This window comes from Nocardia sp. NPDC005825 (assembly GCF_040630175.1).
In the GTDB taxonomy this organism is placed as follows: Bacteria; Actinomycetota; Actinomycetes; order Mycobacteriales; family Mycobacteriaceae; genus Nocardia.
Genome location: NZ_JBEXXC010000020.1, coordinates 1 through 24,499, shown reverse-complemented (window position 1 = coordinate 24,499; position 24,499 = coordinate 1). Strand labels below are relative to the sequence as shown.

At 69.2% G+C, this 24,499-nt stretch carries 28 protein-coding genes; 8 read left to right on the top strand and 20 right to left on the bottom strand.

What is annotated here, in order from left to right; genetic code table 11:
* Positions 1–2: 2 nt before the first annotated feature.
* From ABZ382_RS33340 to ABZ382_RS33330, 3 genes are read right to left on the bottom strand one after another with little or no spacing between them, the layout of a single operon-like run.
* Positions 3–353 carry a hypothetical protein gene (locus tag ABZ382_RS33340; protein WP_357097386.1) on the bottom strand — a complete coding sequence of 117 codons (351 nt, stop codon included), beginning with the start codon at positions 351–353 and terminating at the stop codon, positions 3–5.
* Positions 350–1,228 (bottom strand): DUF692 domain-containing protein, encoded by an 879-nt coding sequence (locus tag ABZ382_RS33335; RefSeq protein ID WP_357097384.1) that lies wholly within the window; start codon positions 1,226–1,228, stop codon positions 350–352. The genes ABZ382_RS33340 and ABZ382_RS33335 overlap by 4 nt, the downstream gene beginning before the upstream one ends.
* Positions 1,225–2,163 carry a TIGR04222 domain-containing membrane protein gene (locus tag ABZ382_RS33330; protein WP_357097382.1) on the bottom strand — a complete coding sequence of 313 codons (939 nt, stop codon included), beginning with the start codon at positions 2,161–2,163 and terminating at the stop codon, positions 1,225–1,227. The genes ABZ382_RS33335 and ABZ382_RS33330 overlap by 4 nt, the downstream gene beginning before the upstream one ends.
* Positions 2,164–2,290: 127 nt before the next feature.
* Here ABZ382_RS33330 and ABZ382_RS33325 point away from each other — a divergent pair, with 127 nt between their 5' ends.
* Positions 2,291–3,259 (top strand): bile acid:sodium symporter family protein, encoded by a 969-nt coding sequence (locus ABZ382_RS33325; RefSeq protein WP_357097380.1) that lies wholly within the window; start codon positions 2,291–2,293, stop codon positions 3,257–3,259.
* Here the strand turns inward: ABZ382_RS33325 and ABZ382_RS33320 are convergent.
* Genes ABZ382_RS33320 through ABZ382_RS33305 form a run of 4 tightly spaced genes read right to left on the bottom strand, consistent with a single transcriptional unit; the run spans position 3,213 to position 7,747 of the window.
* Entirely contained in the window at positions 3,213–4,331 is a 1,119-nt protein-coding gene (locus ABZ382_RS33320) for an aminotransferase class I/II-fold pyridoxal phosphate-dependent enzyme (RefSeq protein ID WP_357097378.1), read from the bottom strand. The genes ABZ382_RS33325 and ABZ382_RS33320 overlap by 47 nt on opposite strands.
* Positions 4,328–5,371, bottom strand: a complete 1,044-nt coding sequence (locus tag ABZ382_RS33315) for a 3-oxoacyl-[acyl-carrier-protein] synthase III C-terminal domain-containing protein (RefSeq protein ID WP_357097376.1) — start codon at positions 5,369–5,371, stop codon at positions 4,328–4,330. Before ABZ382_RS33315 ends, ABZ382_RS33320 begins: the two co-directional genes overlap by 4 nt.
* Before the next feature lie 9 nt (positions 5,372–5,380).
* Positions 5,381–6,040 (bottom strand): SRPBCC family protein, encoded by a 660-nt coding sequence (locus tag ABZ382_RS33310; protein WP_357097374.1) that lies wholly within the window; start codon positions 6,038–6,040, stop codon positions 5,381–5,383.
* Positions 6,041–6,043: 3 nt separating this feature from the next.
* Complete coding sequence (locus tag ABZ382_RS33305; RefSeq protein WP_357097372.1) at positions 6,044–7,747, bottom strand: thiamine pyrophosphate-binding protein; 1,704 nt, start codon at positions 7,745–7,747, stop codon at positions 6,044–6,046.
* Between the two features lie 192 nt (positions 7,748–7,939).
* Here ABZ382_RS33305 and ABZ382_RS33300 point away from each other — a divergent pair, with 192 nt between their 5' ends.
* The 3 genes from ABZ382_RS33300 to ABZ382_RS33290 all read left to right on the top strand — a co-directional run bounded on the left by ABZ382_RS33300 (position 7,940) and on the right by ABZ382_RS33290 (position 10,300).
* Positions 7,940–8,455: an EXLDI protein gene (locus tag ABZ382_RS33300; protein ID WP_357097370.1), complete on the top strand. Its 516-nt coding sequence runs from the start codon at positions 7,940–7,942 to the stop codon at positions 8,453–8,455.
* Positions 8,456–8,573: 118 nt separating this feature from the next.
* A complete protein-coding gene (locus tag ABZ382_RS33295; RefSeq protein WP_357097368.1) occupies positions 8,574–9,533 on the top strand; it encodes an ATP-binding cassette domain-containing protein in 960 nt (319 codons plus the stop codon).
* Complete coding sequence (locus ABZ382_RS33290; RefSeq protein WP_357097366.1) at positions 9,530–10,300, top strand: ABC transporter permease; 771 nt, start codon at positions 9,530–9,532, stop codon at positions 10,298–10,300. The genes ABZ382_RS33295 and ABZ382_RS33290 overlap by 4 nt, the downstream gene beginning before the upstream one ends.
* Here the strand turns inward: ABZ382_RS33290 and ABZ382_RS33285 are convergent.
* From ABZ382_RS33285 to ABZ382_RS33275, 3 genes are read right to left on the bottom strand one after another with little or no spacing between them, the layout of a single operon-like run.
* Positions 10,297–11,022 (bottom strand): zf-HC2 domain-containing protein, encoded by a 726-nt coding sequence (locus ABZ382_RS33285; RefSeq protein WP_357097364.1) that lies wholly within the window; start codon positions 11,020–11,022, stop codon positions 10,297–10,299. The genes ABZ382_RS33290 and ABZ382_RS33285 overlap by 4 nt on opposite strands.
* A complete protein-coding gene (locus tag ABZ382_RS33280; protein WP_357097363.1) occupies positions 11,019–11,525 on the bottom strand; it encodes a sigma-70 family RNA polymerase sigma factor in 507 nt (168 codons plus the stop codon). The genes ABZ382_RS33285 and ABZ382_RS33280 overlap by 4 nt, the downstream gene beginning before the upstream one ends.
* Before the next feature lie 40 nt (positions 11,526–11,565).
* Positions 11,566–12,120, bottom strand: a complete 555-nt coding sequence (locus ABZ382_RS33275; RefSeq protein WP_357097361.1) for a YqgE/AlgH family protein — start codon at positions 12,118–12,120, stop codon at positions 11,566–11,568.
* 183 nt (positions 12,121–12,303) lie between these two features.
* Between ABZ382_RS33275 and ABZ382_RS33270 the strand changes: the two genes are divergently transcribed.
* A complete protein-coding gene (locus ABZ382_RS33270) occupies positions 12,304–13,065 on the top strand; it encodes a lysophospholipid acyltransferase family protein (protein WP_357097360.1) in 762 nt (253 codons plus the stop codon).
* Between the two features lie 3 nt (positions 13,066–13,068).
* On the opposite strand, the gene ABZ382_RS33265 is transcribed toward ABZ382_RS33270, so the two are convergent.
* Positions 13,069–13,392 (bottom strand): GNAT family N-acetyltransferase, encoded by a 324-nt coding sequence (locus tag ABZ382_RS33265; RefSeq protein WP_357097358.1) that lies wholly within the window; start codon positions 13,390–13,392, stop codon positions 13,069–13,071.
* A 98-nt stretch (positions 13,393–13,490) separates the two neighbouring features.
* On the opposite strand from ABZ382_RS33265, the gene ABZ382_RS33260 reads away from it, so the two are divergent.
* On the top strand, positions 13,491–14,606 hold the full coding sequence (locus ABZ382_RS33260; RefSeq protein ID WP_357097356.1) for a glycerate kinase: 1,116 nt from the start codon (positions 13,491–13,493) through the stop codon (positions 14,604–14,606).
* On the opposite strand, the gene ABZ382_RS33255 is transcribed toward ABZ382_RS33260, so the two are convergent.
* Complete coding sequence (locus ABZ382_RS33255) at positions 14,603–14,959, bottom strand: helix-turn-helix domain-containing protein (protein WP_357097354.1); 357 nt, start codon at positions 14,957–14,959, stop codon at positions 14,603–14,605. The genes ABZ382_RS33260 and ABZ382_RS33255 overlap by 4 nt on opposite strands.
* A 75-nt stretch (positions 14,960–15,034) precedes the next feature.
* Here ABZ382_RS33255 and ABZ382_RS33250 point away from each other — a divergent pair, with 75 nt between their 5' ends.
* A complete protein-coding gene (locus ABZ382_RS33250; RefSeq protein WP_357097488.1) occupies positions 15,035–16,030 on the top strand; it encodes an NAD(P)-binding domain-containing protein in 996 nt (331 codons plus the stop codon).
* Here ABZ382_RS33250 and ABZ382_RS33245 read toward each other — a convergent pair.
* The 5 genes from ABZ382_RS33245 to ABZ382_RS33225 all read right to left on the bottom strand — a co-directional run bounded on the left by ABZ382_RS33245 (position 15,958) and on the right by ABZ382_RS33225 (position 19,210).
* Positions 15,958–16,161: a helix-turn-helix transcriptional regulator gene (locus tag ABZ382_RS33245; RefSeq protein WP_357097486.1), complete on the bottom strand. Its 204-nt coding sequence runs from the start codon at positions 16,159–16,161 to the stop codon at positions 15,958–15,960. The two genes, ABZ382_RS33250 and ABZ382_RS33245, sit on opposite strands and share 73 nt — an antisense overlap.
* A 28-nt stretch (positions 16,162–16,189) precedes the next feature.
* Positions 16,190–17,041 (bottom strand): ABC transporter permease, encoded by an 852-nt coding sequence (locus tag ABZ382_RS33240; protein WP_357097352.1) that lies wholly within the window; start codon positions 17,039–17,041, stop codon positions 16,190–16,192.
* On the bottom strand, positions 17,038–17,967 hold the full coding sequence (locus tag ABZ382_RS33235) for an ABC transporter ATP-binding protein (RefSeq protein ID WP_357097350.1): 930 nt from the start codon (positions 17,965–17,967) through the stop codon (positions 17,038–17,040). The genes ABZ382_RS33240 and ABZ382_RS33235 overlap by 4 nt, the downstream gene beginning before the upstream one ends.
* A gap of 159 nt (positions 17,968–18,126) precedes the next feature.
* On the bottom strand, positions 18,127–18,564 hold the full coding sequence (gene aroQ / locus ABZ382_RS33230) for a type II 3-dehydroquinate dehydratase (RefSeq protein WP_357097348.1): 438 nt from the start codon (positions 18,562–18,564) through the stop codon (positions 18,127–18,129).
* Positions 18,565–18,592: 28 nt separating this feature from the next.
* The gene (locus ABZ382_RS33225) at positions 18,593–19,210 is read right to left on the bottom strand and encodes a hypothetical protein (protein WP_357097346.1); all 618 of its coding nucleotides are present in this window, start codon (positions 19,208–19,210) and stop codon (positions 18,593–18,595) included.
* A gap of 337 nt (positions 19,211–19,547) precedes the next feature.
* Between ABZ382_RS33225 and ABZ382_RS33220 the strand changes: the two genes are divergently transcribed.
* Positions 19,548–21,224: an NTF2-like N-terminal transpeptidase domain-containing protein gene (locus ABZ382_RS33220; protein ID WP_357097344.1), complete on the top strand. Its 1,677-nt coding sequence runs from the start codon at positions 19,548–19,550 to the stop codon at positions 21,222–21,224.
* 7 nt (positions 21,225–21,231) lie between these two features.
* Here ABZ382_RS33220 and ABZ382_RS33215 read toward each other — a convergent pair whose 3' ends face one another.
* From ABZ382_RS33215 to ABZ382_RS33205, 3 genes are read right to left on the bottom strand one after another with little or no spacing between them, the layout of a single operon-like run.
* The gene (locus ABZ382_RS33215; protein ID WP_357097342.1) at positions 21,232–21,615 is read right to left on the bottom strand and encodes a DUF3054 domain-containing protein; all 384 of its coding nucleotides are present in this window, start codon (positions 21,613–21,615) and stop codon (positions 21,232–21,234) included.
* 38 nt (positions 21,616–21,653) lie between these two features.
* Positions 21,654–22,799 carry a YbhN family protein gene (locus ABZ382_RS33210; protein WP_357097341.1) on the bottom strand — a complete coding sequence of 382 codons (1,146 nt, stop codon included), beginning with the start codon at positions 22,797–22,799 and terminating at the stop codon, positions 21,654–21,656.
* Between the two features lie 4 nt (positions 22,800–22,803).
* The gene (locus ABZ382_RS33205; RefSeq protein ID WP_357097484.1) at positions 22,804–24,321 is read right to left on the bottom strand and encodes an adenylate/guanylate cyclase domain-containing protein; all 1,518 of its coding nucleotides are present in this window, start codon (positions 24,319–24,321) and stop codon (positions 22,804–22,806) included.
* Positions 24,322–24,499: the final 178 nt, after the last annotated feature.

Sequence of the window (24,499 nt, the reverse complement as noted above, 5' to 3'; positions counted from 1 at the left end):
CGTCAGCGCCGACCGCGGCCGAGCAATCGCGCCCGCAGGCCGCGGCGCGGGCGCGGGTCGGGCAGGCCGGCGGATGCGGCGAAGGCGGCCGCGTCCTCGGGGGTGCTGGTCTTCGGCCGGGTGCGCGCCCACTCCAGATACCGGGCGCGGAAGTTGGGTCCGGCGGCGACGGCCAGTCCCGGGAAGCGCCGCGCGACCTCGTCGGCCCGCTTGTGCAGCAGGCCGTGGGCGGTGGCCGCCAGGTCGCCGGTGTCGAAGCCGGGCGGCGGACTGTCCCCGGCGACCAGGGCACGCACGATCGCGGCCTGCTGTTCGGCGAGGGTGCCCGCGGCGCGCTCCGATTCGATGGTCATGCCGGAATCGCCTCCGGGCGCAGGGTGATCGGAGCGCGGCCGGAAGCCGTGGCGATGGCGTTCAGTTCGGCGGCGAGTTCGGTTGCGGGCGGGTAGTTTCCGTCGCGTTCCAGCATGAGCGGGACCGATCGCCCGGTGGCGAACTCGGCCACCAGGTCCAGGACCTCGGCGGGGACGCTGTGCACGTGCGTGTCGATGTAGCGCCCGTCCGACTCGTGGCCGCCCGCCACGTGGCAGTAGGCGACCCGTTCGGCGGGCAGTCGCAACAGCTCGGTCAGCGGGTCACGTGACGTATTGCGGGCATTGGCATAGACATTCGCGATATCGAGCAGCAGATAGACGCCGGTGCGCTCGACCAGCTCCTGCAGGAATTCCGCCTCGGTGTAGTCGGCGTCCGGCCATTCGAACAGCGCCGCGATGTTCTCCACCGCCAGCGGCACGTCCAGCTGCCGGTTCGCACGGAAGATATTGCGCTCCAAGGCATCCAGCGCCTCCCGGGTGCGAGGCACCGGCAGCAGGTGACCGGCTTCCAATCCGCCCGCGCGCACGAAGGCGATGTGCTCGCTCACCAACGGCGAACCCAGGGCCCGCGCGCAGTCGGCCAGATGCCCGACCCGGCGGTCGTCCACCGCTTCCGCGCCGCCCAGGGACAGTGAAACACCGTGTGGAACAGCCGGTATCCCGCGCGCCACCAGCGCGGCGAGTTCCTCCGGCACCACGGCGCTCCGCCCGCGCCGGCGCCCGGAACCGCTCGGCGCCAACGTCTCCGCGATGACCTCGCAGAAGCCGATACCGTCCAGCGCGGCGACCATGCCGCAGATCTCGCGCCGCCAGCCGATGCCCAGCGCGCCCTCGGGAAGCGGTGATCCGGTCATCCGCCGCAGCCTCCTCCGCCGCAGCTGCTGCCGCAACTGCTGCTACTTCCGCAACTGCTGCCACCTCCGCTGTCGCTGGTGCCGCAGCTGGATCCGCTGCCGCACGAACTGCTTCCGCCGCCACTGGCTCCGGCCGCGAGATCGGCGGCCCCGGCGAGCGCCGGGTCCAGGGTCCACAACACGAGCGAGCCGTAGAGCGCGACCGCGAGGGCGGCGCTACCGGCGCCGTACGCCGCGTAGGCGGGCGCGTTGGCGGGTCGCAGATGCAGGTTGCTGTTGCGGGCGTGCTCGATGGTGTCGCGGCCGCGTCGGGTCAGCCGCGGCGCGCGACCCACCACGACGGTGACGACGCTCAGCACGATCATGACGACCACCAGGAAGCCCACCGAATGATGGCTCGCCACACCGGCGATCAGCCGGGCCAGTCCGAGCAGCAGCACGGCGAAGAGCGGAAACCGGGCCGTCCGCAGCGCTTTTCGCTGCTGGTCGCCGCAGAGATAGCCGCGGTAGCTGAGATCCTTGCGCATCCGGTCGGTGACGCCGGCGGTCGCGACCAGCATCGATGTCATGTTCAGCTGGTCCGACCGGCTCAGGCTCGCCCACAGGGTGCGGGAGATCTGATCCAGGTCCGAGGCCTCGCCGGCGCTGTAGGGCCGGACCGGTCTGCCGCTGGAATCGATGATCCCGTGGCCGCGCAGCTGTGCGAGCGCCGCCAGCACCGGCCGCCGGTCGTCGACGAGCAGGGCGGTCTCACTGGGCGTCAGGGGTCCCGCGGGCGGCCAGGCCGGGTCGATCCGCCGCAGCACGCTCGCCCGGATCGCGAATCCCGCGGCGATCGCCAGCAATCCGGCGAGGACATAGAGCAAGAGGAAGGCCGGGCCGGATATCCCCCAGGTGTTGGTCGCGGCCGCGGCCGTGACGGTCCCATGGACCATGGCGATTCCCCTCGGGAGTCGTCGTGACAGTCGATCAACTCCAGTATCGCGGCTGCGCGGGTGCCGTGTTATCCGAGCGACCGCGGGGTGGTCATCCGCGGAAACTTTCGGTGATTAGCCTGATCCGGTGCGATTTCTCAGCAAGTTCTACATCGATGGGTTCATTCTGTCGATCCTCGGCATGGTCGTCCTGGCCAGCATCCTCCCGGCCCGGGGCGATGCCGCCGAGGTCGTGAACTGGCTGACGAAGATAGCCATCGCGCTGCTGTTCCTGCTCTACGGCACCCGCCTGGCGCCGCACGAGGCGATCGATGGTCTCAAGCACTGGCGACTCCACTTGACGGTGCTGGCCTGCACGTTCATCGTGTTCCCGCTGATCGGCCTGGCCGCGCGGGTGCTGGTGCCGCACATCCTCACCCCCGACCTCTACACCGGTGTGCTGTTCCTGTGCCTGGTGCCGTCGACGGTGCAGTCCTCGATCGCGTTCACCTCCATCGCCAAGGGCAATGTGGCGGGCGCGATCGTGAGCGCCACGGTGTCGAACCTGCTGGGCGTGTTCCTGACCCCCGCGCTGGTGATCCTGCTCATGAACACCACCGGCCAGGCGAGTGTGGACCCGTCCGCGGTGGTGGACATCGTGCTGCAGCTGCTGGTGCCGTTCTTCGTGGGCCAGTTGATCCGGCCCAAGGTGAAGGGCTTCCTGTCCCGCTACGCCGAGCCGACCAAGCTGGTGGATCGCGGGTCCATTCTGCTGGTGGTCTACAGCGCGTTCAGCGCGGGCATGGTGGAGGGCATCTGGCACGCCATGTCGCCGTGGCGGATTCTGGGGCTGGCTGTGGTGTGCTGCGTGATCCTGGCGATCGTGCTGGCGGCCACCGGTTTCCTCGGCGAGGCGGTGCGGTTCGATCGCGCCGACCGGATCGTGGTGGTGTTCTGCGGTTCCAAGAAGAGCCTGGCCACCGGGCTGCCCATGGCGACGGTGCTGTTCGCCGGTCACTCGGTGGGCCTGGTCGTGCTGCCGCTCATGATGTTCCACCAGATTCAGCTGATCACCTGTGCCGCTCTCGCAGGACGCTGGGCTCGTACCGCGCCGTGAGCGAGAGCAGCCGGCTGTCCTCCCGCCGCAGCGCGCGCCGCAGACCGGCGGCGGGCCGGTCGGCCAGGGCGTGCAGGACGGCGCGGTGCGCGCCCGGGTCGCCCACCGCGATGCGGGCGCTGCCGTCCGGGTAGCACTTGGCCGCGATCCCGGCACGGGCCAGCGCGGGCGCGACGTCGCGACCGGGCAGGTACAGGAAGTTGGCGCTCGAGCGCGGCACCCGGATGCCCGCGCGGCGCAGGTCGATCCGGAGCAGCTCGCGTTCGGTCGTGATGCGCAGAATCCGTTCGCCCAGTTCGGCTTCCGCGGCATAGGAGGCCCGCACCGCCGCCACCGCCGGGCCGGGCACCCCGAACGGCAGTTGCAGCCGCCGCACCCGCCGCACCGGCTCCGGCGCGCCGAAGGCGTAGCCGATCCGCAGCCCGGCCAGCCCGTACGCCTTGGAGAAAGTGCGCAGGACCAGCACATTGGGATGCCTGTGGATAAGTTCGAGGGGGTCCATCGCGTCGGCCGCGCCGAGGAATTCGACGTACGCCTCGTCGAGGATCACCGGCACCCGGGCCGGGATCGAGCACAGGAACGCCTTCAGCTCGCTGGCCCCGACCACGGTGCCGGTCGGATTGTGCGGGCGGCACACCGCGATCAGCCCGGTGCGGTCGCCGACCGCTCTCGCCATGCCCCACAGGTCCTGACGGCCGTTGGCGTCCAGCGGCACCGCCACCGGCCGCAGTCCCACCATGTTCGCCATGATCGGATAGCCGTCGAAGGTCGGTGTGGCGTAGACGAATTCGGAACCGCGACGGGGGAGGGTCTGCATGATCTGCATGGCGACCCCGGTCGCGCCCGCCCCCACCACGATCCGGTCGGCGTCCACCCCGAGATGCTCGCCGATCAGCCGGGGTAGCCGCTGCGGCAGGAATTCCGGGTACCGATTGGCCCCGCCGAGACTGGTGTCGATCGCGGCGATGACGGAAGGCAGTGGCGGAAAGGGATTCTCGCTCAGGCTCAGGTCGAAGCGGACGGCGCCCGAGTCGCCGCGCAAGCCCGTCGGCCACGGCACCGGGCGCGTCATCGGGCGGCTCCCCAGCGCACGGCGGCGGCCCCCGCGAAGTCGCCCGCGTGCGCGAAGGCGGCCATCAGCACCACCGATCCGTTGCGTAGCCGTCCCGCCCGGTTCTCGGCGTCGAGGGTCACCGGAATGCCCGCGGCGAACAGGTTTCCGCAGCTGTCGAAGGTGTCGGGATGGCGTTCGGGCGGCAGTTCCATGGCCTCGTTCCAGTTGCGCAGGAACAGCCGGTTGGGCTGGTTGGTGACGAAGGTGTCGAGATCGCTGGACTTCACGCCGATCCGCTTGCACACCGCCTGCGCGACCTCCGGCACCAGCCGATTGCCGCGCGTCATCACCTTGGCCACTTTGGATTCGGTGAAGCTGACGCAGCCCTGGCCCTCGCCCGGCTCCCAGTACTTGCGGTCGCCGTTGGTACTGAATTCCATATCGCCCGCGAACTCGGGATAGGTCCGGCATTCGATGTCGAGAATGGGCGCGGAGCTGTCCTTCACCAGCAGCCCGACCCCGCAGCCGTCGCCGGGGACGGGGGCCTGCGCGAGCCCGCGGATATCGGGCTGGGTGAACACCGGGCCCGCGCAGTTCTGGGTGCAGGCGATGAGCGCGGTGCGGGCGTCGGTGGTCTGCAGGATCATGCGGGCGGTCCACATCATGTGCACGAACGCCGCACAGCCGCCGTTGTGGATGTCGAAGACCCAGCGCGGCTTCATGTTCAGCCGCCGCGCCACCTCCGGCCCCGCCCCCAGCACCGGATTGTCGGGCAGCTGGGTGTGGGTGAGCAGCACGTCGACGTTCGAGATCTCCTGTGCGCCATGGCGTTCGATGAGCGGGGCGACAGCCTGCTCGACCATGTCCACGGCGGTCTCGTCACGGCTCACGTGGTGGCGACCGCGGGGAGCGCGGAACATGACGTTCTTGGCCATCCGGTCCGAGCGCGAGAACTGCGTGAAGTACTCGGTGCCGACCGGATCACCGGGCAGGTACCCGGCGACGTCGACCAGACTGACCGCCGGCGGCATCCGCAGGGCGGGATCGGTGAAGTCCATGGCGCATCCTCACTTCATCCAGGCGGGCTTGATGGGCAGTCCGTGCGAGGCCCGGTACTCCGCGATGACCCGGAGGTTGTCGAGCTCCAATTGGTGCCCGGCGGAGAACATCTCCCAGAAGTCGCCCACCCACACCTTGCGCTTGTCCGGCGCGGTGTCCTTGTAGGGGTTCTTGTCGTAGAACGGGTGATGGCAGTTCGTCCACAACACCACCGAGCCCGGCTTGTCGAACACCACCTGGGCGTCGACCACCCGCATCAGATAGACCATCCACAGGTGCTCGCGCTGATCCCAGGCGCAGTGGTAGTCCACGGTCATGGCCTCGGGATTGGCCACCGTGCGGGTGTAGATCCGGGTGCTGTCGCCCAGCCGGTCGTAGGACTCCCACAGTCCGGGTTCCTCGGTCTCGGTGAATCCGCGCAGGCTGTAGGTCCACTCCTCCAGGCATCGGGTGTCGGCGAGGTACTCGTACAGGTCCCGGGGCGGGGCGTCGATATAGCCCTGCACCGGGCAGAAGTCGCCGAAGATCTGGTCGTGGGGATACACCGAGCGGAGCATGTCCAGGATGATCGGGGTGGTGGCGTCGCGATCGGAGTTCTCGATCCGCAGCACGCCGGGCACGACTCCGTCCGGAATGTCACTGAGGGCGGGCAGAGCACTGGTGGTCACGGATTACCTCCCGGGTGGCGTCAGGAACGGTGTGAACGGCGGGATTTCGTCGGGATCGCAGTCGATCGCGACGAACGACGGACCCGGGCGGTCGAGGCAGTGCCGCAGCGCCGCGGCGAGCTCGGCCCGGTTCTCCGGTGCGTGGGTGCACAGATCCGGGAACATGGCGGCAATCCCCGCGCCCGGATACGCGGGACGAAATCGGTTGAAGCTGTACCGATCCCCGTAGTACAGCTGTTCGCGCGTGACGCACATGGCGTGCGCGTTGTTGTTGAGGACGATGAAGGTGATCGGCAGCCGGTGCTCGACGGCGGTGTGAATCTCCATGCCGTGCATGAAGAACGCCCCGTCCCCGGCGATCACGAAGGTGCGCCGCGCGCCGCCGTCGGGGCGGCGGTGGCGGGCGAACGCGGATCCGATGCCCGCCCCGAACGCGTACCCCATGCCGCCCATGCCGAGCGCCACCGTGAACCGGCCGCCGCGCGGCAGCCGCAGGTGATGCACCACGGCCGCACCGGTATTGCCCGCGTCGGCGAACACGTCCGCGCCCGGCGGCAGCGCGTCATTGATGATCTCGACCACCTCGCGATACCGCAGTCCGGGACCGTGTGAGGGCGGCACGGGCAGCGGCGTGAGGGCGGGCTCGCGGTGCGGGTGCGGTCGCAGCGGAATGATCCGGGCCGTGTCCTCGGCCGGGCCGGAATCCAATTCGGCGGTCAGCTCGTCGAGCGTCTTGGCCAGATCGTTGCTGTGGGCGTGGGCGGCGGGCAGGAACGGCGGCAGCGCGCCGACGCTCGCCAGCGGCACGGCCGCGAGCGCGTCCTCCATACCCGCCCGCGCGGTGACCGGCATGCGGGTGCCGATCAACAGGCACAGGGCGGCGCCCTGCAGCGCGTCGAGCAGTTCCGGATTGCCCATGCTGCCGGAGACGCCGCAGAACCCCGGGTCGGCGTGGTGGTAGACGTCCTTGGCGTCGGGCGCGACCCCGACGGCCGCGTCCAGCCGGGCGGCGAAGCGGGCCAGTTCGTCGCGGGCGTCGTCGCGGGCCACCTGGTCCCCGGCGATGATCACGATCTTGCCGAGGGCACGGGCGCCGCGCACGATGTGCACCACTCGCCACAGGCTCTCGATCTCCCGGCGGTAGGCGCGCGCGGGCGGCGCGAAATCCGGGGTGACCAGGTCGGCCTGCTGAATGTCCTTGGGCAGCAACAGCACCGCGGGGCCGCCGCGGCGGGCGGCGGTGACGGCGCGGGCCAGGTGCGCGGGCAGGTCGGCGGGGGCCGCCACGCGCGCGCAGTACCGCGAGATCGGCGAGTACAGCGCGACCGCGTCGAAGCTGCCCGCCTGCCCGCTGGAGTCCTGGAACGCGCCCTTGCCCTCCAACGCGGTCGGGGGCTGGCCGATCAGGGCCAGCACCGGCACCCGGGAGGCGAAGGATTCGGCGAGCCCCGCGACCAGGTTCACGGCCCCGCCGCCGGAGGTCGCGCAGACCACCCCGAGGCCAGAGGTGGAGCGCGCGTAGCCGTCGGCCATGGTGGCCGCGCCGAACTCGTGCGCGGCGACCACCGCGGTGATGAGATCGCGCTGTTCGTAGGCCGCGTCGTACAGATCCTCGATATTCGCGCCGCCGACCCCGAACAGGTGCCGGACGCCCAGCGTCGAGATCGCCTGGACCAGCCGGTCCGCGACCCGTGTACCGCTATGCATGGGCGATTCCTTTCGGTGGTCGCCACCGGTGACCGAGTACCGCTCACTCGGGATACGTAATCCGGGCAGTCAGCGGTTCAATGCCACTGTGTGAGCGCCGGTGTTCCTGGGGTTTCAGGGGCGAAGCCCCTGAAAGTCCCGAGAGTTCGGCAAACCTTGCCGTGTATGTATACGTCTACGTATAGTTGGGTCATGCCGAACAAGACGATCTACGTTTCCGATGACGACCTCACACTCTTTCAGCGGGCTCAGGAGCTGGTCGGGGGCAATCTCTCGGGGGCGATCGTCACGGCATTGCGGCGCTTCATCGAGCTCGAGGAGGGCCGCCGGCAGGGCTACGACGAGGTGGTCCTCAAGGTCGGCAAGGACGGGATCCGACAGGTTCGATTCTCCGCCACCCTGCTGACCGACTGGCACCAGGTGACCAATGAGCGCATCGAGGACATCCGGGTGTACCGCACACGCAAAGGCGCGTACGCGGTACACAGCCACTTCTCCAACTGGTCGGAATTCCCGGCCGACACCAACATCCTCAAGGACTGGCGGCAGTGGCGGCGCTTCCTCGGTGTGGGGGAACAGAATTGGGGGGATTTCACCCTCGAGGTCTTCGACACCGTGCCGGAGCTGAAGGGCAAGATCCCGGATCGGCTCTACGCCCGCGTCATCGACGCAACCGAACATCCGAACGTCGAGGACCTCGACATCTGATCCGACAATCCTTGTAGCACAACCGAACAGCTGTAACCGGCAACCTTGACCGCAAGCCTCGGCGGTCACGGTGTAGATAACCCATGCATTCATGCCTATTAATTGATGAGAGGGAGACATGAACGTCGACCCCGGTCCGGCGGCCATCAGCGTCACCGGCCTGTGCAAATCCTTCGGCGAGCAGATCGTGCTCGACCGCATCGACTTCACCGTGCCCGCGGGCAGCGTGTTCTCGCTGCTCGGACCCAATGGCGCGGGCAAGACCACCACCGTGGAGATCCTGTCCACGCTGAAGCGGCCCGACGGCGGCGAGATCAGGGTCGGCGGGCACGATCCGGTCACCGATGCCGACGGGGTGCGGTCGGTCATCGGGGTCACCGGCCAGTTCTCGGCCGTCGACGAACTGCTCACCGGGCGGGAGAATCTCCTGCTGATGGGCGACCTGCACCATCTGCCGCGCGCCGAGAACCGCAGGCTCGCAGCGGAACTGCTGGCCACCTTCGATCTGGAGGAGTCCGCCGACAAGATCGCGTCCAGCTACTCCGGCGGCATGACGCGGCGACTCGATCTGGCCATGACGCTGGTCGGCGATCCGCGCATCATCTTCCTCGACGAACCCACCGTCGGATTGGATCCGCGCAGCCGCCGGGCCATGTGGGACATCATTCGCGACCTCACCGCACGCGGCGTCACCATCTTCCTCACCACCCAGTACCTCGAAGAAGCCGACCAGCTGGCCGATCGCATCGCCGTGCTGCATCAGGGGCGGCTGGTGGCCGAGGGCACGGCGGACCAGCTCAAGCGCATGGTGCCGGGCGGATACATCCGGCTCGACTTCCTCGAACGCGGTGAATTCGACTCCGCCGCACAGTTGTTCGACGACTCGGCGCAGGTCAACGGCGATCTCACCCTGGCCATTCCGAGCGACGGCGCGGTGCGCTCGGTCCGCGAGGTGCTCGACCGGCTGGACGCCGCGCGGGTGGAGCCCGCGGGACTGTCCGTGCACACCCCCGATCTCGACGATGTCTTCCTCGCCCTCACCGGTGGCCACACTCCCGCCAAGGAGAACCTGAAATGAGCACTCTCACCACGTCGTTCGCCGATTCCAAGACGATGCTGCGGCGGAATCTGGTGCACGCCAAGCGGTATCCGGGCATGACCTTCGCGCTGGTCATCATGCCGGTGGTGCTGCTGCTGTTGTTCAACTTCGTGTTCGGCGGCGCGCTGAAGTCCGCCACCGGCGGCCGGTACATCGACTACCTGACACCCGGCATGATGCTGCTGATCCCGGCCTACATGGTCGCGGGCATCGCCGTCGGGGTGTCCACCGATATGACCAAGGGCATCATCAATCGCTTTCGCACCATGCACTTCTCGCATCCGTCGGTGCTGACCGGGCACGTGGTGGGCACCTGGATCCAGGGCATGGCCGGGGTGGTCGTGATGACGCTGGCCGCGCTCGCCATCGGCTTCCGGCCGCACGCGAACGCGCTGGAATGGCTGGCGGCGTTCGGGCTGCTCGGGCTGATGGTGTTCGCGGTGAACTGGCTCGGGGCGGGCTTCGGCCTGGTCGCCCAGACCCCGGAGAGCGCCTCCAACCTGCCCATGCCGATCATGCTGCTGCCGTTCCTCGGCAGCGGGCTGGTGCCCACCGACACCATGCCCGCCGGGGTGAAGCAGTTCGCCGAGTACCAGCCGTTCACGCCGATCACCGAAACGCTGCGCGGGCTGCTGATGGGCGGGCCGATCGGGCACAACGGGCCGCTCGCCATCGGCTGGTGCGTGGTGATCACCGTCGTCGGATACGTCTGGGCCACCACGACTTTCCGGCGCAAGACCGCCTAGAGCCCGGCCGCCAGCAGGACCTTGCCGGACATATTGCGGATCTCCACGGTCTTCAACTGCTCCGGTGAGGCCGACGCGGTGCCGTCCAGGGTGAGGGTCTGGCCCGCCTTGACCGTCCATTCGGCGAGTTTGGACTGCACGCCGTCGTCGCGGGTCACCCACATCGACAATGTCCAGGTGTAGGACTCGTACTTCTCGTCGGACGGCGGGTAGGTGCACCACATGTCGACCCGGGTCTGGCCGTTGATCGACACCACCTTGAAGGTGGCCTGGATCGGGGTGTCGGTCTGCGGCTTCAGCGGTCCCTGCGCCACCACCTGCTGCACCACCGCCGGACGGTCGGAGCGGTCGACGGTGGCGGTCACCGGCACCGCGATCGCCACCGCCGCGGCGGCCGCCGCCACCGCCGCGCCGATCGACCACCGGCGGCCGCGCCGGCGGCTCGCCAGCGCCCGGTCCGCCAGGGCGGGCAGCAGGCGTTCGGGCGGCGGCGGCACGCTCGCGGCCGGATCCTCCTGCGCCGCAATCGACAGCGCGGTCTCCGCGTCGACCAGGGCCAGCAGGCCGGGCAGTCCCGCCAATTTCGACACGGCCGCGCGGCAGGAATCGCATCCGGTCAGATGCTCCTCGTACTCGCGGCGGTCGTCCCGGGCGAGAGCGCCGAGCACATACGCGCCGTCCCACGTGGTGTAGCCATCGCACAGCTCATGGCCCTCGGTCATCTCGTCACCCCCATCTCCTGCAGCACCAACCGCAACGCCCGCATGCCGTAGTGCATGCGCGACTTGACCGTGCCCTCCGGGATCTCCAGTTCCCCCGCGATCTGATGCGTGGACAGACCCCGGTAGTAGGCGCGCACGATCACCTCGCGGTGATCGACGCTCAGCCGCGCCAGCGCGTCCGCCACCAGCCAGCCGTCCAGCGCCCGATCGGTCTTGTCCGGTTCGGGCACCTCCGGCGGGTGATCGGTGCGGAACTCGCGCCGGCTGCGCGCGCTGCGATGCTCGTCCACCGCCAGGTTACGGGCGACTGTGAACAGCCACGCCCGCGCGGAACTGGTGGACTGATCGAGCACATGGGGCCGCTGCCAGGCGCGCAGCAGGGTCTCCTGCACGATGTCCTCGGCCCGGCCGGGATCCCCGACCAACCCGTAGGTGTAGCGCCACAATGCCGCCGCGTGCTCCTCGTACAGCGCGCGGAGCAAGGCGGCCTGGTCCTCCGGCATGTCACCTCCGCATCGATCACGACACAGGCGTGCAGACGGTTCAGTTGCGCTCGAGCTCGATCGGGTGCGTGGCGAGGAGGGCGAGGGGGAGGGGTTGGCGGCGCAGGACGTGGGCCCAGAGGTCGACGCGGCCCGCCAGGGGGTCGGTGGGCAGGGCCGAGAGGACGATCCAGTCGCCGCGGTCCAGTTCGCCTTGCAGCTGGCCGAAGGTCCAGCCCGCGTAGCCCGCGAAGACCCGGATGCCGTCGACCAGTCCTTCGATCTGGTCGGGGTCGGAATCCAGGTCCACCAGGGCCACCCGGCCGTCGACCCGCCGCACGCCGGCCACCCCGGCGATGGACGCGCCCACCTTGATGGTGGCCAGGCAGAGTGCCGCATCGCGTTTCACGGGGCCGCCGATGTACAGGGCGCGCGGCCCGGCGGCGAGTTCGGACCAGTTGGGGAGCACATCGTGCAGGGCGGTGTCGCTGGGCTTGTTGAGCACCACACCCCAGGTGCCGCCGTCATTGTGCTCGAGGATGTAGACCACCGAGCGCCGGAAGGACGGCTCGGTCAGATCGGTTGCCGACACCAGCAGAGTTCCTGGCCGAACCACCTGGTCCTCATGCCGGAATTCGCGTCGAGATCGGTCACCGTGTTCCTCTGCACGTGCCACTCAGTCATCATCGCACTGAGACACGGTAATTGCGTTGCTTAATTTGCCGGTTACCCTTTTGTGCCGTCGGGGGCGGAAGAACTTGTCCCGCATACCTTGCGGTTGGTAGCTAGGGTGGGCGCTATGGAACGCCCCGAGGTCATCCTCGAGAACGCCGACACCGTGTACGACTTCTACCGCGATCATCAGCAGAACCTGCTGAAGGCGAAGGCGGCCTACTGGCTGCTCGGTCGTCGCTACCGGCCCCGGGTCACCTACGCGGCCGGGGCGCGGGAGAAGTTGCGCGAGTTGATCTCCCAGCGGCGTCCGCTGCTCATCGCGGTGAACCACCTCTCCCAGCTGGATCCGTACACGGTCGCCGCCGCGGCCTGGCGCAGCGCCCTGCGGCCGGTGATCGGGCGCACCCGGGTGCTGGCCAAGGACGAGCTGTTCATCGAGCCCAAGCTGCGCGAACGCATCGACATGATGGGCGGGATCCCGGTCTTCCGCGGCAAGGACCACGGGCTGCGCGCGGTCAACGCGGCCGGGCAGCGCATGATCGACATCTGCGCCGAGCGCATGGCGCGCGGGGACGGGATCGCGGTGTTCCCGGAGGGGACCTGCAACGATGTCGACCCCTCCCAGGTGCAGACCATCGGAAGCGGCATCGGGCACATCGCCTTCCGGGCCAAGAAGCTCGGCGCCGAACCGGCGCTGGTGAGCCTCGGGCTCAGCTACGGACCACGTCTGGATCCGGCGGTGGAACCCACCAAGGAGGAGGCGTACTCGGCCAGCTTCCACTTCGGGGTGCCGGTCGCCGAACTGCCCGCCAAACCCGCCGAGATCACCCGGGTGGTCCGTGACGAACTGCAGGTCGCGCTGGACGGAGCGGTGAAGGCGTACTAGTCGTCAGTGCTGCGGCAGGTTGAGCCGTTCCCGGGACCAGTGCGGCACCAAAGCCAGGTATTCGGGCCGGGATTCGACGAAGTGGTGCACCATCGGGCACAGCGGCAGGATCCCGAACCCCGCGTCCCGGGTCTGATCGAGCGCGCCCTGCACCAGCTTGCGCCCGTACCCCTGCCCCTCGAACTGGGGATAGATCTCGGTGTGCACGAAGGCCCGCTCGTTGGCGGTGTCCTGATACGCCGCGACCCCCGCGAGGTAATCGTCGATGTACAACTCGAACCGCTCCAGCGCGGAATTCTTACGGACCTCGATCGACTGACTCGGCATGCTTGCGACGCTAGTTCCCCGGCCCTGGCAATTTGTCCCTTTGACCGAACGGCACCGCCTGGCGTGTCGCTTTCCGGCGCAGCGATCACACTGGACGCATGACGGACCCACGGCCGCGCCGGGTGCTGCTCGCCCCGGACAAATTCAAGGGCTCACTGACCGCCGCGCAGGTGGCGGACGCACTCGCGGCGGGAATCACCCGCGCCGACCCGGGTGCCGAGGTGCGGCGCTCACCGGTGGCCGACGGCGGCGACGGGACCGTGGACGCCTTCGTGGCGGCGGGCTGGGAGCGGGTCGAGGTCGAGAGCTTCGGGCCCACCCTCGCACCGGTGACCACCTCCTACGCGGTGCGCGGGCGGACCGCCGTGGTGGAGCTGGCCGCGGTGAGCGGGTTCGCGAAACTACCGGACGGGCAACCGGATCCCCTGCACGCCAGCACCTACGGCGTCGGTGACGTGATCGGCGACGCGCTCGACCGGGGTGCCCGCGACATCGTGCTCGGATTGGGCGGCAGCGCCTCCACCGATGGCGGCGCGGGCCTGCTGCAAGCGCTCGGCCTGCGCATCCTCGACGTCGACGGCAACGAATTGCCCTGCGGGGGAGCGGCGCTCGCGCGCGCCGTGCGGGTGGACCGCGGCGATCTGCATCCCGGACTGGCCGATGCGACCGTGACCCTGGCCAGCGATGTGGACAACCCGCTGCTCGGTCCCGACGGCGCGGCCGCCATCTACGCCCCGCAGAAGGGCGCGGACGCCGAGCAGGTCGCCACTCTCGAAGCGGCACTGAAGAATTGGGCCGCCGTGCTCGGTCCGGAATGGGCGGACCGGGCGGGCGCGGGCGCGGCGGGCGGCGCCGGATTCGGGGCGCTGGCCGCCCTCGGCGCGCGGCTGCGCCCCGGCATCGAGTTGATCCTCGACCTCATCGACTTCCCGGCCCAGCTGAAGGACGCCGACCTGGTCGTCACGGGGGAGGGCTCGCTGGACGCCCAGAGTCTGTCCGGCAAGGCCCCGATCGGGGTCTGCCGGGCGGCCCGGGGGGCCGACCTGCCGGTCATCGCGGTCGCGGGCCGCGTGCGACTGACCCCGGACCAGGTGCGGGACGCCGGATTCGAGGCGGCCTACGCCCTGTCGGAACTGGAGCCCGACCCGGCCCGCAGCATGGCGGACGCCGCGGACCTGCTGGAACGGATCGGTGAGCGGATCGGCGGAGCCTAGGCGGACGGGGTGAGCGCGCGGCCGGGAATCCGGTTCCGATTGCGGTCGCCCCACTCCTCCAGCGGTCGCAGCGCCACGCTGAGCTCCTGGCCCAGCTCGGTGAGCGAATATTCCACGCGCGGTGGGATTTCCGGGAAGATCTCCCGGTGCACCAGGCCGCTCGCCTCCATCTGCCGCAGGTTCTCGGTGAGCACCTTCTCGCTCACGCCGGTCAGCAGCTGCCGGATCTGCCCGAAACGCTGCGTGCCCTCGGCCAGCACCCACATCAGGTGCAGTTTCCATTTGCCGCCGACCGCGCCGATGGCGATGGACATGCCGCACACCTCGTGATCCCCGTCACCGCCGGTAGTCATCGCGCCCTCCTGACCAGATTGCCAACCTCCAGGTAAGCAACCGCACCCGCGAGTGCGGTCTTCCCGAGGCTACCGATCCCGGACCACCATCGATTCCGGCGCGCCACCGCAGAACAGCCGAAATCGAAGGGGTACAGCATGTCCGATCAGCGCAATTCCGTCACCGTCATCGGCCTGGGCCCGATGGGCCGGGCCATGGTGCAGGCCTTCCTGAAGGCCGGGGTCGAGGTGACGGTGTGGAACCGCAGCCCCGAGAAGGCGGACGACATGGTCGAGCTCGGGGCGACGCGCGCGGGCACCGTCGCCGAGGCGCTCGACGCCAACGAGGTGGTGGTGCTCAGCCTCACCCACTACGCCGCCATGTACGACGTGCTCGGCCCGGCCGCGGATCGCCTGCGCGGCAGGGTGATCGCCAACCTGTCCTCGGATTCGCCCGAGCAGGCGCGCCGGGGCGCGGCGTGGGTGCGGGAGCGCGGCGCCGAATTCCTGTCCGGCGGCGTCATGTCGGCGGGCAACAATATCGAGCACCCGGCGTCGTACATCTTCTACAGCGGCCCGCGCGCGGTGTTCGACGCCCACGCCGAGCTGCTGCGCCCGCTCAGCCCGCAGGAGTACCTGGGCGCGGACGACGGTCTGGCGCAGGTCTTCTACCAGGGCCTGCTCACCATCTTCCATCCCTGGCTGCTGGCCTTCGACCAGGCCACGGCCATGATCGCCCGGGCTGGCCACGACATCGAGCAGTTCGTGCCGTTCGCGATCCGCTCCAATGCCGCCTTCCCGTACTTCATGGAGCAGTTCTCGGTGCGGAACGCGAGCGGCGGCTGGGCCGACCTGGCAGGTCTGCGCATGATGGACGCGGGCGCGCAGCACGTCATCGACGCCAGCGAGGAGGCCGGCGTCGACGCCACGCTCTCGCACACCGCCCAGGCGTTCTGGCGCCGGGCGGTGGCCGCCAGCCTGGCGGCCGGGAGCCCGATCTCGACCTACCAGCTGATGGCTCAGGCGGTTTCGGAGCCGATGCGCGGGAACGGGGCGGTGGAGAAGATGACCTCCACCGGCACCTCGAAGTAGGTCGCCAGCCGCAGCGCCAGATGCAGGCTCGGGCTGTACTCGCCGCGCTCCAGATAGCCGACCGTCTGGTAGTGCACGCCCAGGGCCTCGGCCAGTTCCCGCCGCGAGATACCCCGCTCGGCCCGCAACATGGCGATCCGGTTGTAGATGACCTCGCTGTTAGTAGGCACGCGCCATGGCCCTCTCGCGGCGGGCCGCCACGGCCGCACCGGATTCGCGGCGGGCCATGCGGCGCAACACCATCGGCGCGATCAGGACGCCCGCGACCGCCCACGCACCCAGCACCGCGACGGTTTCCAGGTGCCGCCACGAGTGGGTCAGCTCCACCACCGAAGCACTGTCGGGCAACATGGCCGAGCGCATGCCCAGGCCCATCCAGTAGATGGGGAACACCTGCGCCACCGCCTGCAGCCAGCCGGGCAGGCCGGTGATGGGGTAGAAGATTCCGGAGATCGCCACCAGACCCATGATGGGGAACGACACGAAGCCGATGCTGCGCGGGCTGTCGAACGCCGAGCCGATGATCGCGCCCAGCGGCAGGCAGGCCAGCAGGCCGAGCGCCAGGACGCCGATCAGGGTGGCCCACGCGCCAACGCTGTCCAGGCTCACCCCGCCGATGGCGACCAGGCCGAAACCGAGGATCAGGGCCACCTGCACCACGGTGACGCCGGAGACCGCGGTGACCTTGCCGATCAGATAGCCCAGCATCCCGTTGGGAGTGGCCTTGGCGCGCAACAGGGTCCCGTCCTCGCGGTCCATGGCCAGGCCCTGGGCGATGCCGAACATGCCGGTGAAGGCGACCAGCATGCCGAGCACACTGGGCAACGCCAGCGCGCCCAGTCCGACGCCGGTGCCCTCGAAGTCGCCGTGGCGCATGAAGAACACCGCGACCATGGTGGCCACCGGCCAGAAGAACTGGGAGAAGATGTCCATCCCGTTGGTGAGGGTCTGCACCAGTTCGATGCGCCCGCGCCGGAGCCCGGCCCGGATCGCCACGGTCGTCGGGTTCATCGGGCCACCTCTTCCAGGCTGTGCAATTCGATGTCGCCCTGGCCGGATTCGAACCGCTGGACCAGGGTCATGTAGCTGTCCTCGAGCGAGGCGCGGCGCACCTCCAGCTCCTCGACGGCCTCGCCGAACTGCTTGAACAGCTCGTGGACGAACTTGGTGGACTCGGTGGTGGTGTGCACGAACCGTTGCCCGTCGCGGGTCCACTTCACCTCGGCCTCACCGGCGATGCGGCGGGAGAGCTGATCGGCGGAGCCGTCGGCGATGATGCGCCCGCCGGCCAGGATCAGGATGCGGTCGGCCAGCTTCTCGGCCTCGTCCAGATCGTGGGTGGTGAGCAGGATGGTGGTGTGGTCGTCGTCGGCGAGACGGTGCACCAGATCGTGGAATTCGCGGCGGGCCTGCGGATCGAAGCCCGCGGTGGGCTCGTCCAGGAACAGCAGTTCGGGGCGGCCGACGATGCCGATGGCCACGTCCAGGCGGCGGCGCTGGCCACCGGACAGGGTCATCACCTTGGCGCCCGCGTGTTCGGTGAGGCCGACGGCGGCGATCAGTTCGTCGGTGTCCCAGGGCCGTCGGAGGGCGGGGGTGGAGTAGGGCGCGTAGTACATGCCCAGGTACTCGAGGAGTTCGCGCACCCGCCATTTGCCGTGGTCGCGCCACGATTGCAGCACCACGCCCAGGCGCGCCCGCCAGGCCTCGCCGCCGTGCGCGGGGTCCGTCCCGAGTACTTCGACCCGGCCCGCCGAGCGCATGCGGAAGCCCTCGAGGATCTCGATGGTGGTGGTCTTGCCCGCGCCGTTGGGCCCGAGCAGGGCCACCACCTCGCCGCGATGCGCTTGGAAACCGACATCGTGCAGTACGTCGCGCGAGCCGTAGCGCATACGCAGATTCTCGACGTCGATTACGACGTCCTCACCGACGGTCATGGCACCCCTCCGTAGTAGAAGCCGGATTGGATGTAGCATAACTACTACATTTTGAGGTGCTCAAGCTATTTATCCAGAACGTGAAAAAGGGCCCGGCTCTGGGGAGAGCCGGACCCTTCCGTGAAGGATTCGCACCGGTCGGCGCCTGGGCGGAACCGGTCAGCGCGTGCTGAGGAACTCGACGGCCGCCGCGTAGCCCTGGATGCCCATGCCCGCGATCACCGCGGTCGCGATCGGGGACACGAACGAGTGGTGCCGGAACTCCTCGCGGGCGTGCACATTGCTGATGTGCACCTCCACGATCGGCACCTCCGGGATCACCAGCGCGTCCCGCAGCGCCACCGAGGTGTGGGTGAGCCCGCCCGGATTGATGACGATGCCGGACTCCACGCCGCGGGCGGCGTGGATGCGATCGATCAGCGCGCCCTCGTGATTGGACTGGAACGCCACGATCTCGCGATCGAACCGCGCCGCGGTCTTGCGGCACAGTTCGACCACATCGTCGAGCGTGTCGGCCCCGTACACCTCGGGCTGACGGGTGCCCAGCATGTTCAGATTGGGGCCGTTGAGCACCAGGATCGGGCCGGTAGCAGGCATGCGCCCACTCTATCGGCCGGTCGGGCGATCACAGGCCGCGCGGTCCCTCCGTCCGCAGGTCGTCGACTTTGCGCATGGCCGTGCGCAATTCCCCGAGCCACTCCTCGGCGTGCTTGCCGGCCAGCTTGACCGTCCAGGCCAGCGCGTCGGAGCGGGAGCGGGCGACCCCGGCGTCGACCAGGGTGTCGAGCACCTTGCGCTCGGGCTGGCGCAATCGGGTCATGACCGGTACGGCCAGATGGGTGAACATGATTCGCTCGCCGTCCACGAGCACGCCCCAGGCGACATTGCGGCCGTAGCGGGCCTGCGCCTCCTGGGCGATCTGCATGCGGGCGGGCCGGGTGGACTCCCGGAAGCGGGCGAGCAGGCCCTCGCGGGTGGCCTGCGGGACGCCGGCCGGGGCCGCGTCGGCGGCGGGGGCGTCCGCGCCGGGTTCGGCGGCGGGGGTGGATTCGGCTGGGGGGAGAGGGAGTTCGCCGAGGACGACGATTTCGTCGCGATCGACCTCGAGGGTTGCGGGACCGGTGAACCAGTCGGCTGGCAATCTGCCAGCGAACCAGTCGGGGGCGTCCGAGACGTCGGGGAGGTCGGCCTGCTGCCAACCGCCGGTGCGTCCGAAGCCGGGTCCACGATGTCCGTGTCTCATGTTGGTCACACTCACTTACGGCATGGAGTTGTAATGCTGATTACAACGTTACGTCGAAATTGGGTGCGTGGGTTCCGCTCTGGGAGAACGGGGTCTCGAGGCTTGGTCACGAATCGCGCGCGGGGCTGTCACCAGTGAGAACCGAACGGTCTGCCGAGTCGCGAATACGCCAGTGCTGTAACCGACCGGTGATCATGTAACTGGTCCCTACTGAAGGATTTCGGCACTATGGTGATGCTCAGTACGTGCGCTCCTGGTGGAGAAGGTGGCGCCGCGGCGTTCGGAGCGCGGTACCGTGGACCTGATGCTGATGTGGCCAGAGTGAAGAGTGGGCGATATGGATGTGTGGGGATCCCGCCGCTTCCGAGTTCGGGGTGCGATCGCACTCGCGGGTGTGGCGGCCGTCGCGATCGCGATGGGGTCGTGTGGGTTTCGGGACAAATCGACGGGCGCGGAGAATGTTGTCGACCAGTTCACCTCGCTGATCGACAAGAAGGACTATGACGGAGCGTCGCGACTGACCTCCTATCCGGCGGGCGCCTCGGCAACGCTGAAGCAAGTCTTCGAGGGCCTGGGACCGGGTAAGCCCGAGTACCGGGTGACCCAGTTCATCAAACTGGACGGCACGACCGGCCTCTTCTCCATGACCGGCGCCTGGAACTTCGGCGAGAACCGGAACTGGAAGTACGACCTCAACGGCACCGTCCGCAAACTCAGTGTGGGCTGGCGCATCTCGTGGGATCCCGCCCTGGTCATGCCGCAGCTCGACGCCAAGCGGACCGCCAAACTGGTCCGCACCGAAGCCCATCCCTCCCCGCGGGTGAACGACATCGTCGGCCAGCCGCTCATGACCGAGCAGACCATCAATGTGGTCAAGCTGGACCCGGCCAAGATCACCGACCCGGTCGCCTCCACCAACGCGCTCGCCGCCGCCATCGCCCCGGTCGCCCCGCTCATCGACGGACCGGCCCTCATGCAACAGCTTTCGGCCGCGCAGGGCAAACCCATCACCGCGGTCAACCTGCGCGACGGCGACTTCGCCATTCTCGAACCGCGCATGGCCCCGATCCCGGGTGTGGTGCTGGAGAAGCAGCCCAAGCTCATCTCCGCCGACCGCCGGGTGTGGTCGCCCATGCTCGACGCGCTCACCAAGGTGTGGGACGAGAACCGCGACAGCCACTCCGGCTGGGGCGTGCAGCTGTTCGAGCCCGACGGGGCCATGGTCACCCAGCTCGCCGGGGAACAGGGCCCGCCCGGACCCGACGTCCCGGGCACCATGGACCAGCGCCTGCAGCGCGCCGCCGAGGACGCCGCGGTGAGCACCGGCTCGCCGACCTCCATCGTGGCCATCCAGCCCTCCAGCGGGGCCCTGGTCGCGGTCGCCCAGAACAGCCAGGCCAGTGAGCGCGGCAATATCGCCTTCACCGGGCTGTACCCGGTCGGCGGCATGATCGAGCTGTTCAAGAATGTCGCCGCGGTCACCAAACACAAAGCGCCGCAGGATGTCTCGGTCGGCGACGCCGCCGACGCGGCCAGCCTGCTCGGCATCGGCATCGACTTCCGGGTGCCCGGCCTCGACGAGACCACCGGCCGCCTGCCCACCGGCAAGAACACCGCCGAGAACGTCAGCCGCGGCGGCGCCGCAGACTCGCTGATGGCGAGCCCCTGGGGCATGGCCATCGCCGCGGCCGCGGTCGCGCGCGGGCAGGTGCCCAAGCCGATGATCGCCATCGGCCAGCCCGCCACCACCGAGGCCGACCTGCCCGCGTTGCCGCCGGAGGCCACCGACCGGTTGCGCGCCATGCTGCACGACGGCGGCGGCGCGCCGGAGATGGCCGCCCTCGGCCGGTATCGCGATGTCCAGGTCTACAGCGCCACCACCGGCAACAACGGGTGGCTGGTCGCGACCCTCGGGGATCTGGCCTTCGCCATCCACATCGACGACCCCGACAGCAGCGACCTCACCGCGCGGGTGGCCGCCCGGCTGTTGCAGTCGCTGGCCACCCCGGACTAGCGGCGGTTCAGCGGGAGGACAGCGCCTGCGCGGCCGCGCGCCAGCCGACCAGGAACAGGCCCAGGAAGGTCGCGGCCACGATCACGAAACTGACCGCGACGCCCTGACCCGACACCGCGCGCAGCAGCATGCCGCCCGCCAGCGTGCTCAGCCACACGATCACGCCGGTCGGCCACACCGTGCGGCCGTCGAAACGACGTGCCGCCGAGACGCCTTCCCGGCCCGCCGTCACCGCCATCGACAGCACCCAGCCCAGCAGCAATCCGGTGCCGAACGGCCAGAACGTGCGCAGCAGGCCCGCGACGATCGCCTCGTCGTGACTGCGCCGCCCGATCGCGCAGAACACGATCACCAGCGCGGCATCCACGACGAAGGGCACGAGTGTCTTCACGCGGCACAGGGTATCGGGCGGCCCGGCGGCGAGGATGATCAGGCGGAAGCGGCGTCCGGGTCCGCCGGCGGCGCGGCGCGGCGGCGGTCGGTGACCAGCGAGTTGCCGCGCTCCTCGAACTCCTTCTCCAACTCGGCGTCACCGGCCTGCGGCTTGCGGAAGAGGAACAGGAAGACGATCCAGCCGACGATGGCCACCAGGATGAAGCTCACCAGCCGGTAGAGGAAGGCGGCGGCCACGGCCTGCGCGGCGGGCAACCCGGCCGCGGCGGTCAGCGAGTAGATGAGAGTGGCGTCCACGTAGACGATGCCGCCCGGCGCCAGAGGAATGGTGCCCACGGCCTTTCCGGCCGCGAAAGCCAGCATGAGCGCCGCCCAACGGGGGTCCGCGCCCACCGCGTAGCAGGCGAATCCCAGGCAGGCGACGTCGGCGAGCCGGTGTACCAGCGCCCAGGCCGCCACCCACGCGCCATCGCGTTTGCCCAGGTCCACCGATTCCAGCTGGGACATGATCTCCTCGATCTTGTCCATGCCGTCGTCCGCGGGTCTGCGTCTGATCCGGTTGATCAGGTGCAGGATTCGCTGCAGCAGGCCCTGCACCCCGTCGGGGTGGCGGGACACGTAGTTCACCGCCCAGATCAGCAGTGCGACCGTGCCCAGCGTCAGGATCACCTTGGCCGGACCCACCCGGTCCCCGGCCAGCACCGTGCCGAACAGGCCCAGCAGCGCCAGCCCCGCCGCCGCCACCACACCCGACATCACCAGCTGCCAGGACGCCACGATCGGGCTCGCGCCCCAGCGCCGGGTCTGGCGGTAGGTGAAGGCGGTCGAGAACACCTGACCGGCGGGCAAGGTCAGCGACATGCCGGTGGAGCCGTACACCACCGACACCGACTTGCGCTGACTCACCTCCACGCCGCCGGCGTGCAGCAGCTGTCTCTGGATGCGACCGAACCCGGACATGGAAACCGCCTGCATGAGGATGCAGGCGGCGACCCAGCCCCAATGGATTTCGGTGAGGTTCTTCCAGGATTCGTGCAGGCGCGGATATAGGTAAATGCCCTCGGTAATCAGCAGTCCCACGAGCGCGGCGCCCAGCACCCATTTGGCCCACCAGAATCTGCCACGGCGCGCGTTGTCCGCGGGCGGCGCGGGTTCGCCGTCCAGCTCACCATGGGCCGTCACGTGGTCAGCCTAACGAACTCGCCGCCGCCTCGTCTGCAGCAGCGGGGTCGGTGCTTTCGCGCGGCCACGCCAACCGGGTTTTCCGGCGGCGGCCACGGAGTTGCACTTCTTCTCCGGTCTGCCAATGCCGCTGCTCGTTCTCATCGGCGAAGAACAGGGCACTCGACGAGGTCAGGACGCGTTCGGGGCGGTCTTTCGCGAGTTCGGTGAGGCGCGACGCCTCGTTCACCGGATCGCCGATCACGGTGTATTCGAAACGATTTGCCCCGCCGATATTCCCGGCCACCGCGAGTCCGGCCGAGACGCCGATACCAATATCCAGGCCGACCACTTCGCGCAGGGCTTCGCGCAGTTCACGGGCCGCGGCCAGGGCCGCGGTCGGCGCGTCGGGGCGATCCAGCGGCGCACCGAAGATGGCCAGCGCGGCATCGCCCATGAATTTGTTGATGAGCCCGTGATGGCGGTCGATCACATCCACCACGACCCGGAAGAACTCGTTGAGCAGGCTGACCACTTCGGTCGGCGGGCGTTCCGCCGCGGTCGCGGTCGAGCCGACCATATCCACGAACAGGACCGCCACGAATCGGGTTTCACCACCGAGTTCGGTGCCGTACTCCAGGGCGCGCCGCGCCACATCCTCGCCGACGTGCTGACCGAACAATTCCTGCAGTTCCCGGCGTTTCGCGGCCTCGCCCATCATTCGGTTGAAGCCAACCTGCAGCAGCCCGATCTCGGAACCGTCGAAAACTTCCACCTGCACATCGCGGGCGCCTTCCTGCACCCGGTCGATGGCCTGGCTGAGCTGGCGGATCGGATCGGAAATGGAGGAGCCGGTGAGCATCGAAAGCGCCAGCGCCTGCATGATCACCACGCCGCACAACAAGAGAATCGAGACCGCCAGCGACTGCGCGGAAAACTGGACGCGAGAAGAAATCTGGGTGACGCACAGCAGCACGATGGCGATGGTCGGCGCGAAGGTGCCCATCCCCCAGGTCATGGCCATCCGGGTGCCGACACCCGCGGTCAGGGTGTGGTCGAAGGCCCCCACGGTCAGCGCCTCGGCCGCGACCGGCCGCAGGATCCGTTCCCCCAGCATGTAGGTGAAGCCGAAAACGATGGTGGCGGCCATACATTCGGTGACGATCACCGCCGCCGCCAGCTCCGGGGTGCGCACGATGATCAGCGAGGCCAACACCGCGCCACCGACCAGCCACAACACCAGGTGCACGATGGCCTGCCGCAACGGGGCGTGCAGCGCCGCCATCTGCTCCTGCCGCGACGGCGGCCCGCCCCGCATCTGCCACCGCATCACCGGCCGCAGCATCAGCGCCGACGCCGTCACGCTCAGGAATCCGCCGATCACGAAGACCAGCGCGGGCACCAGCAGCCCGGTCTCGCGGGTAGCGCTGGTGCCGCCCTCCGGCACCGGCAACCCGTACTCGATGAACGCCCACACCAGGACAGCGCCGAACGCGTTGGCCGCGAGCATCGAAGCTAAGTACAGCGGCCAGCGGGTATGCATGGTCTGTTTGACCGCTTCCAGGGGCGCTGACACGAGCTCCAATCTAGCGGTGCTCGATTGCCCTCCGCTTCGCTGCGGGCGGGTTCGCGGCGCAGGAGGTCTCGTTCTTCCCTCCCTCCGCTCCTCCGCTTCGCTCCCCCGCTCCACTCGGTCCAGAACGAGACGCGCCGCGAACCAC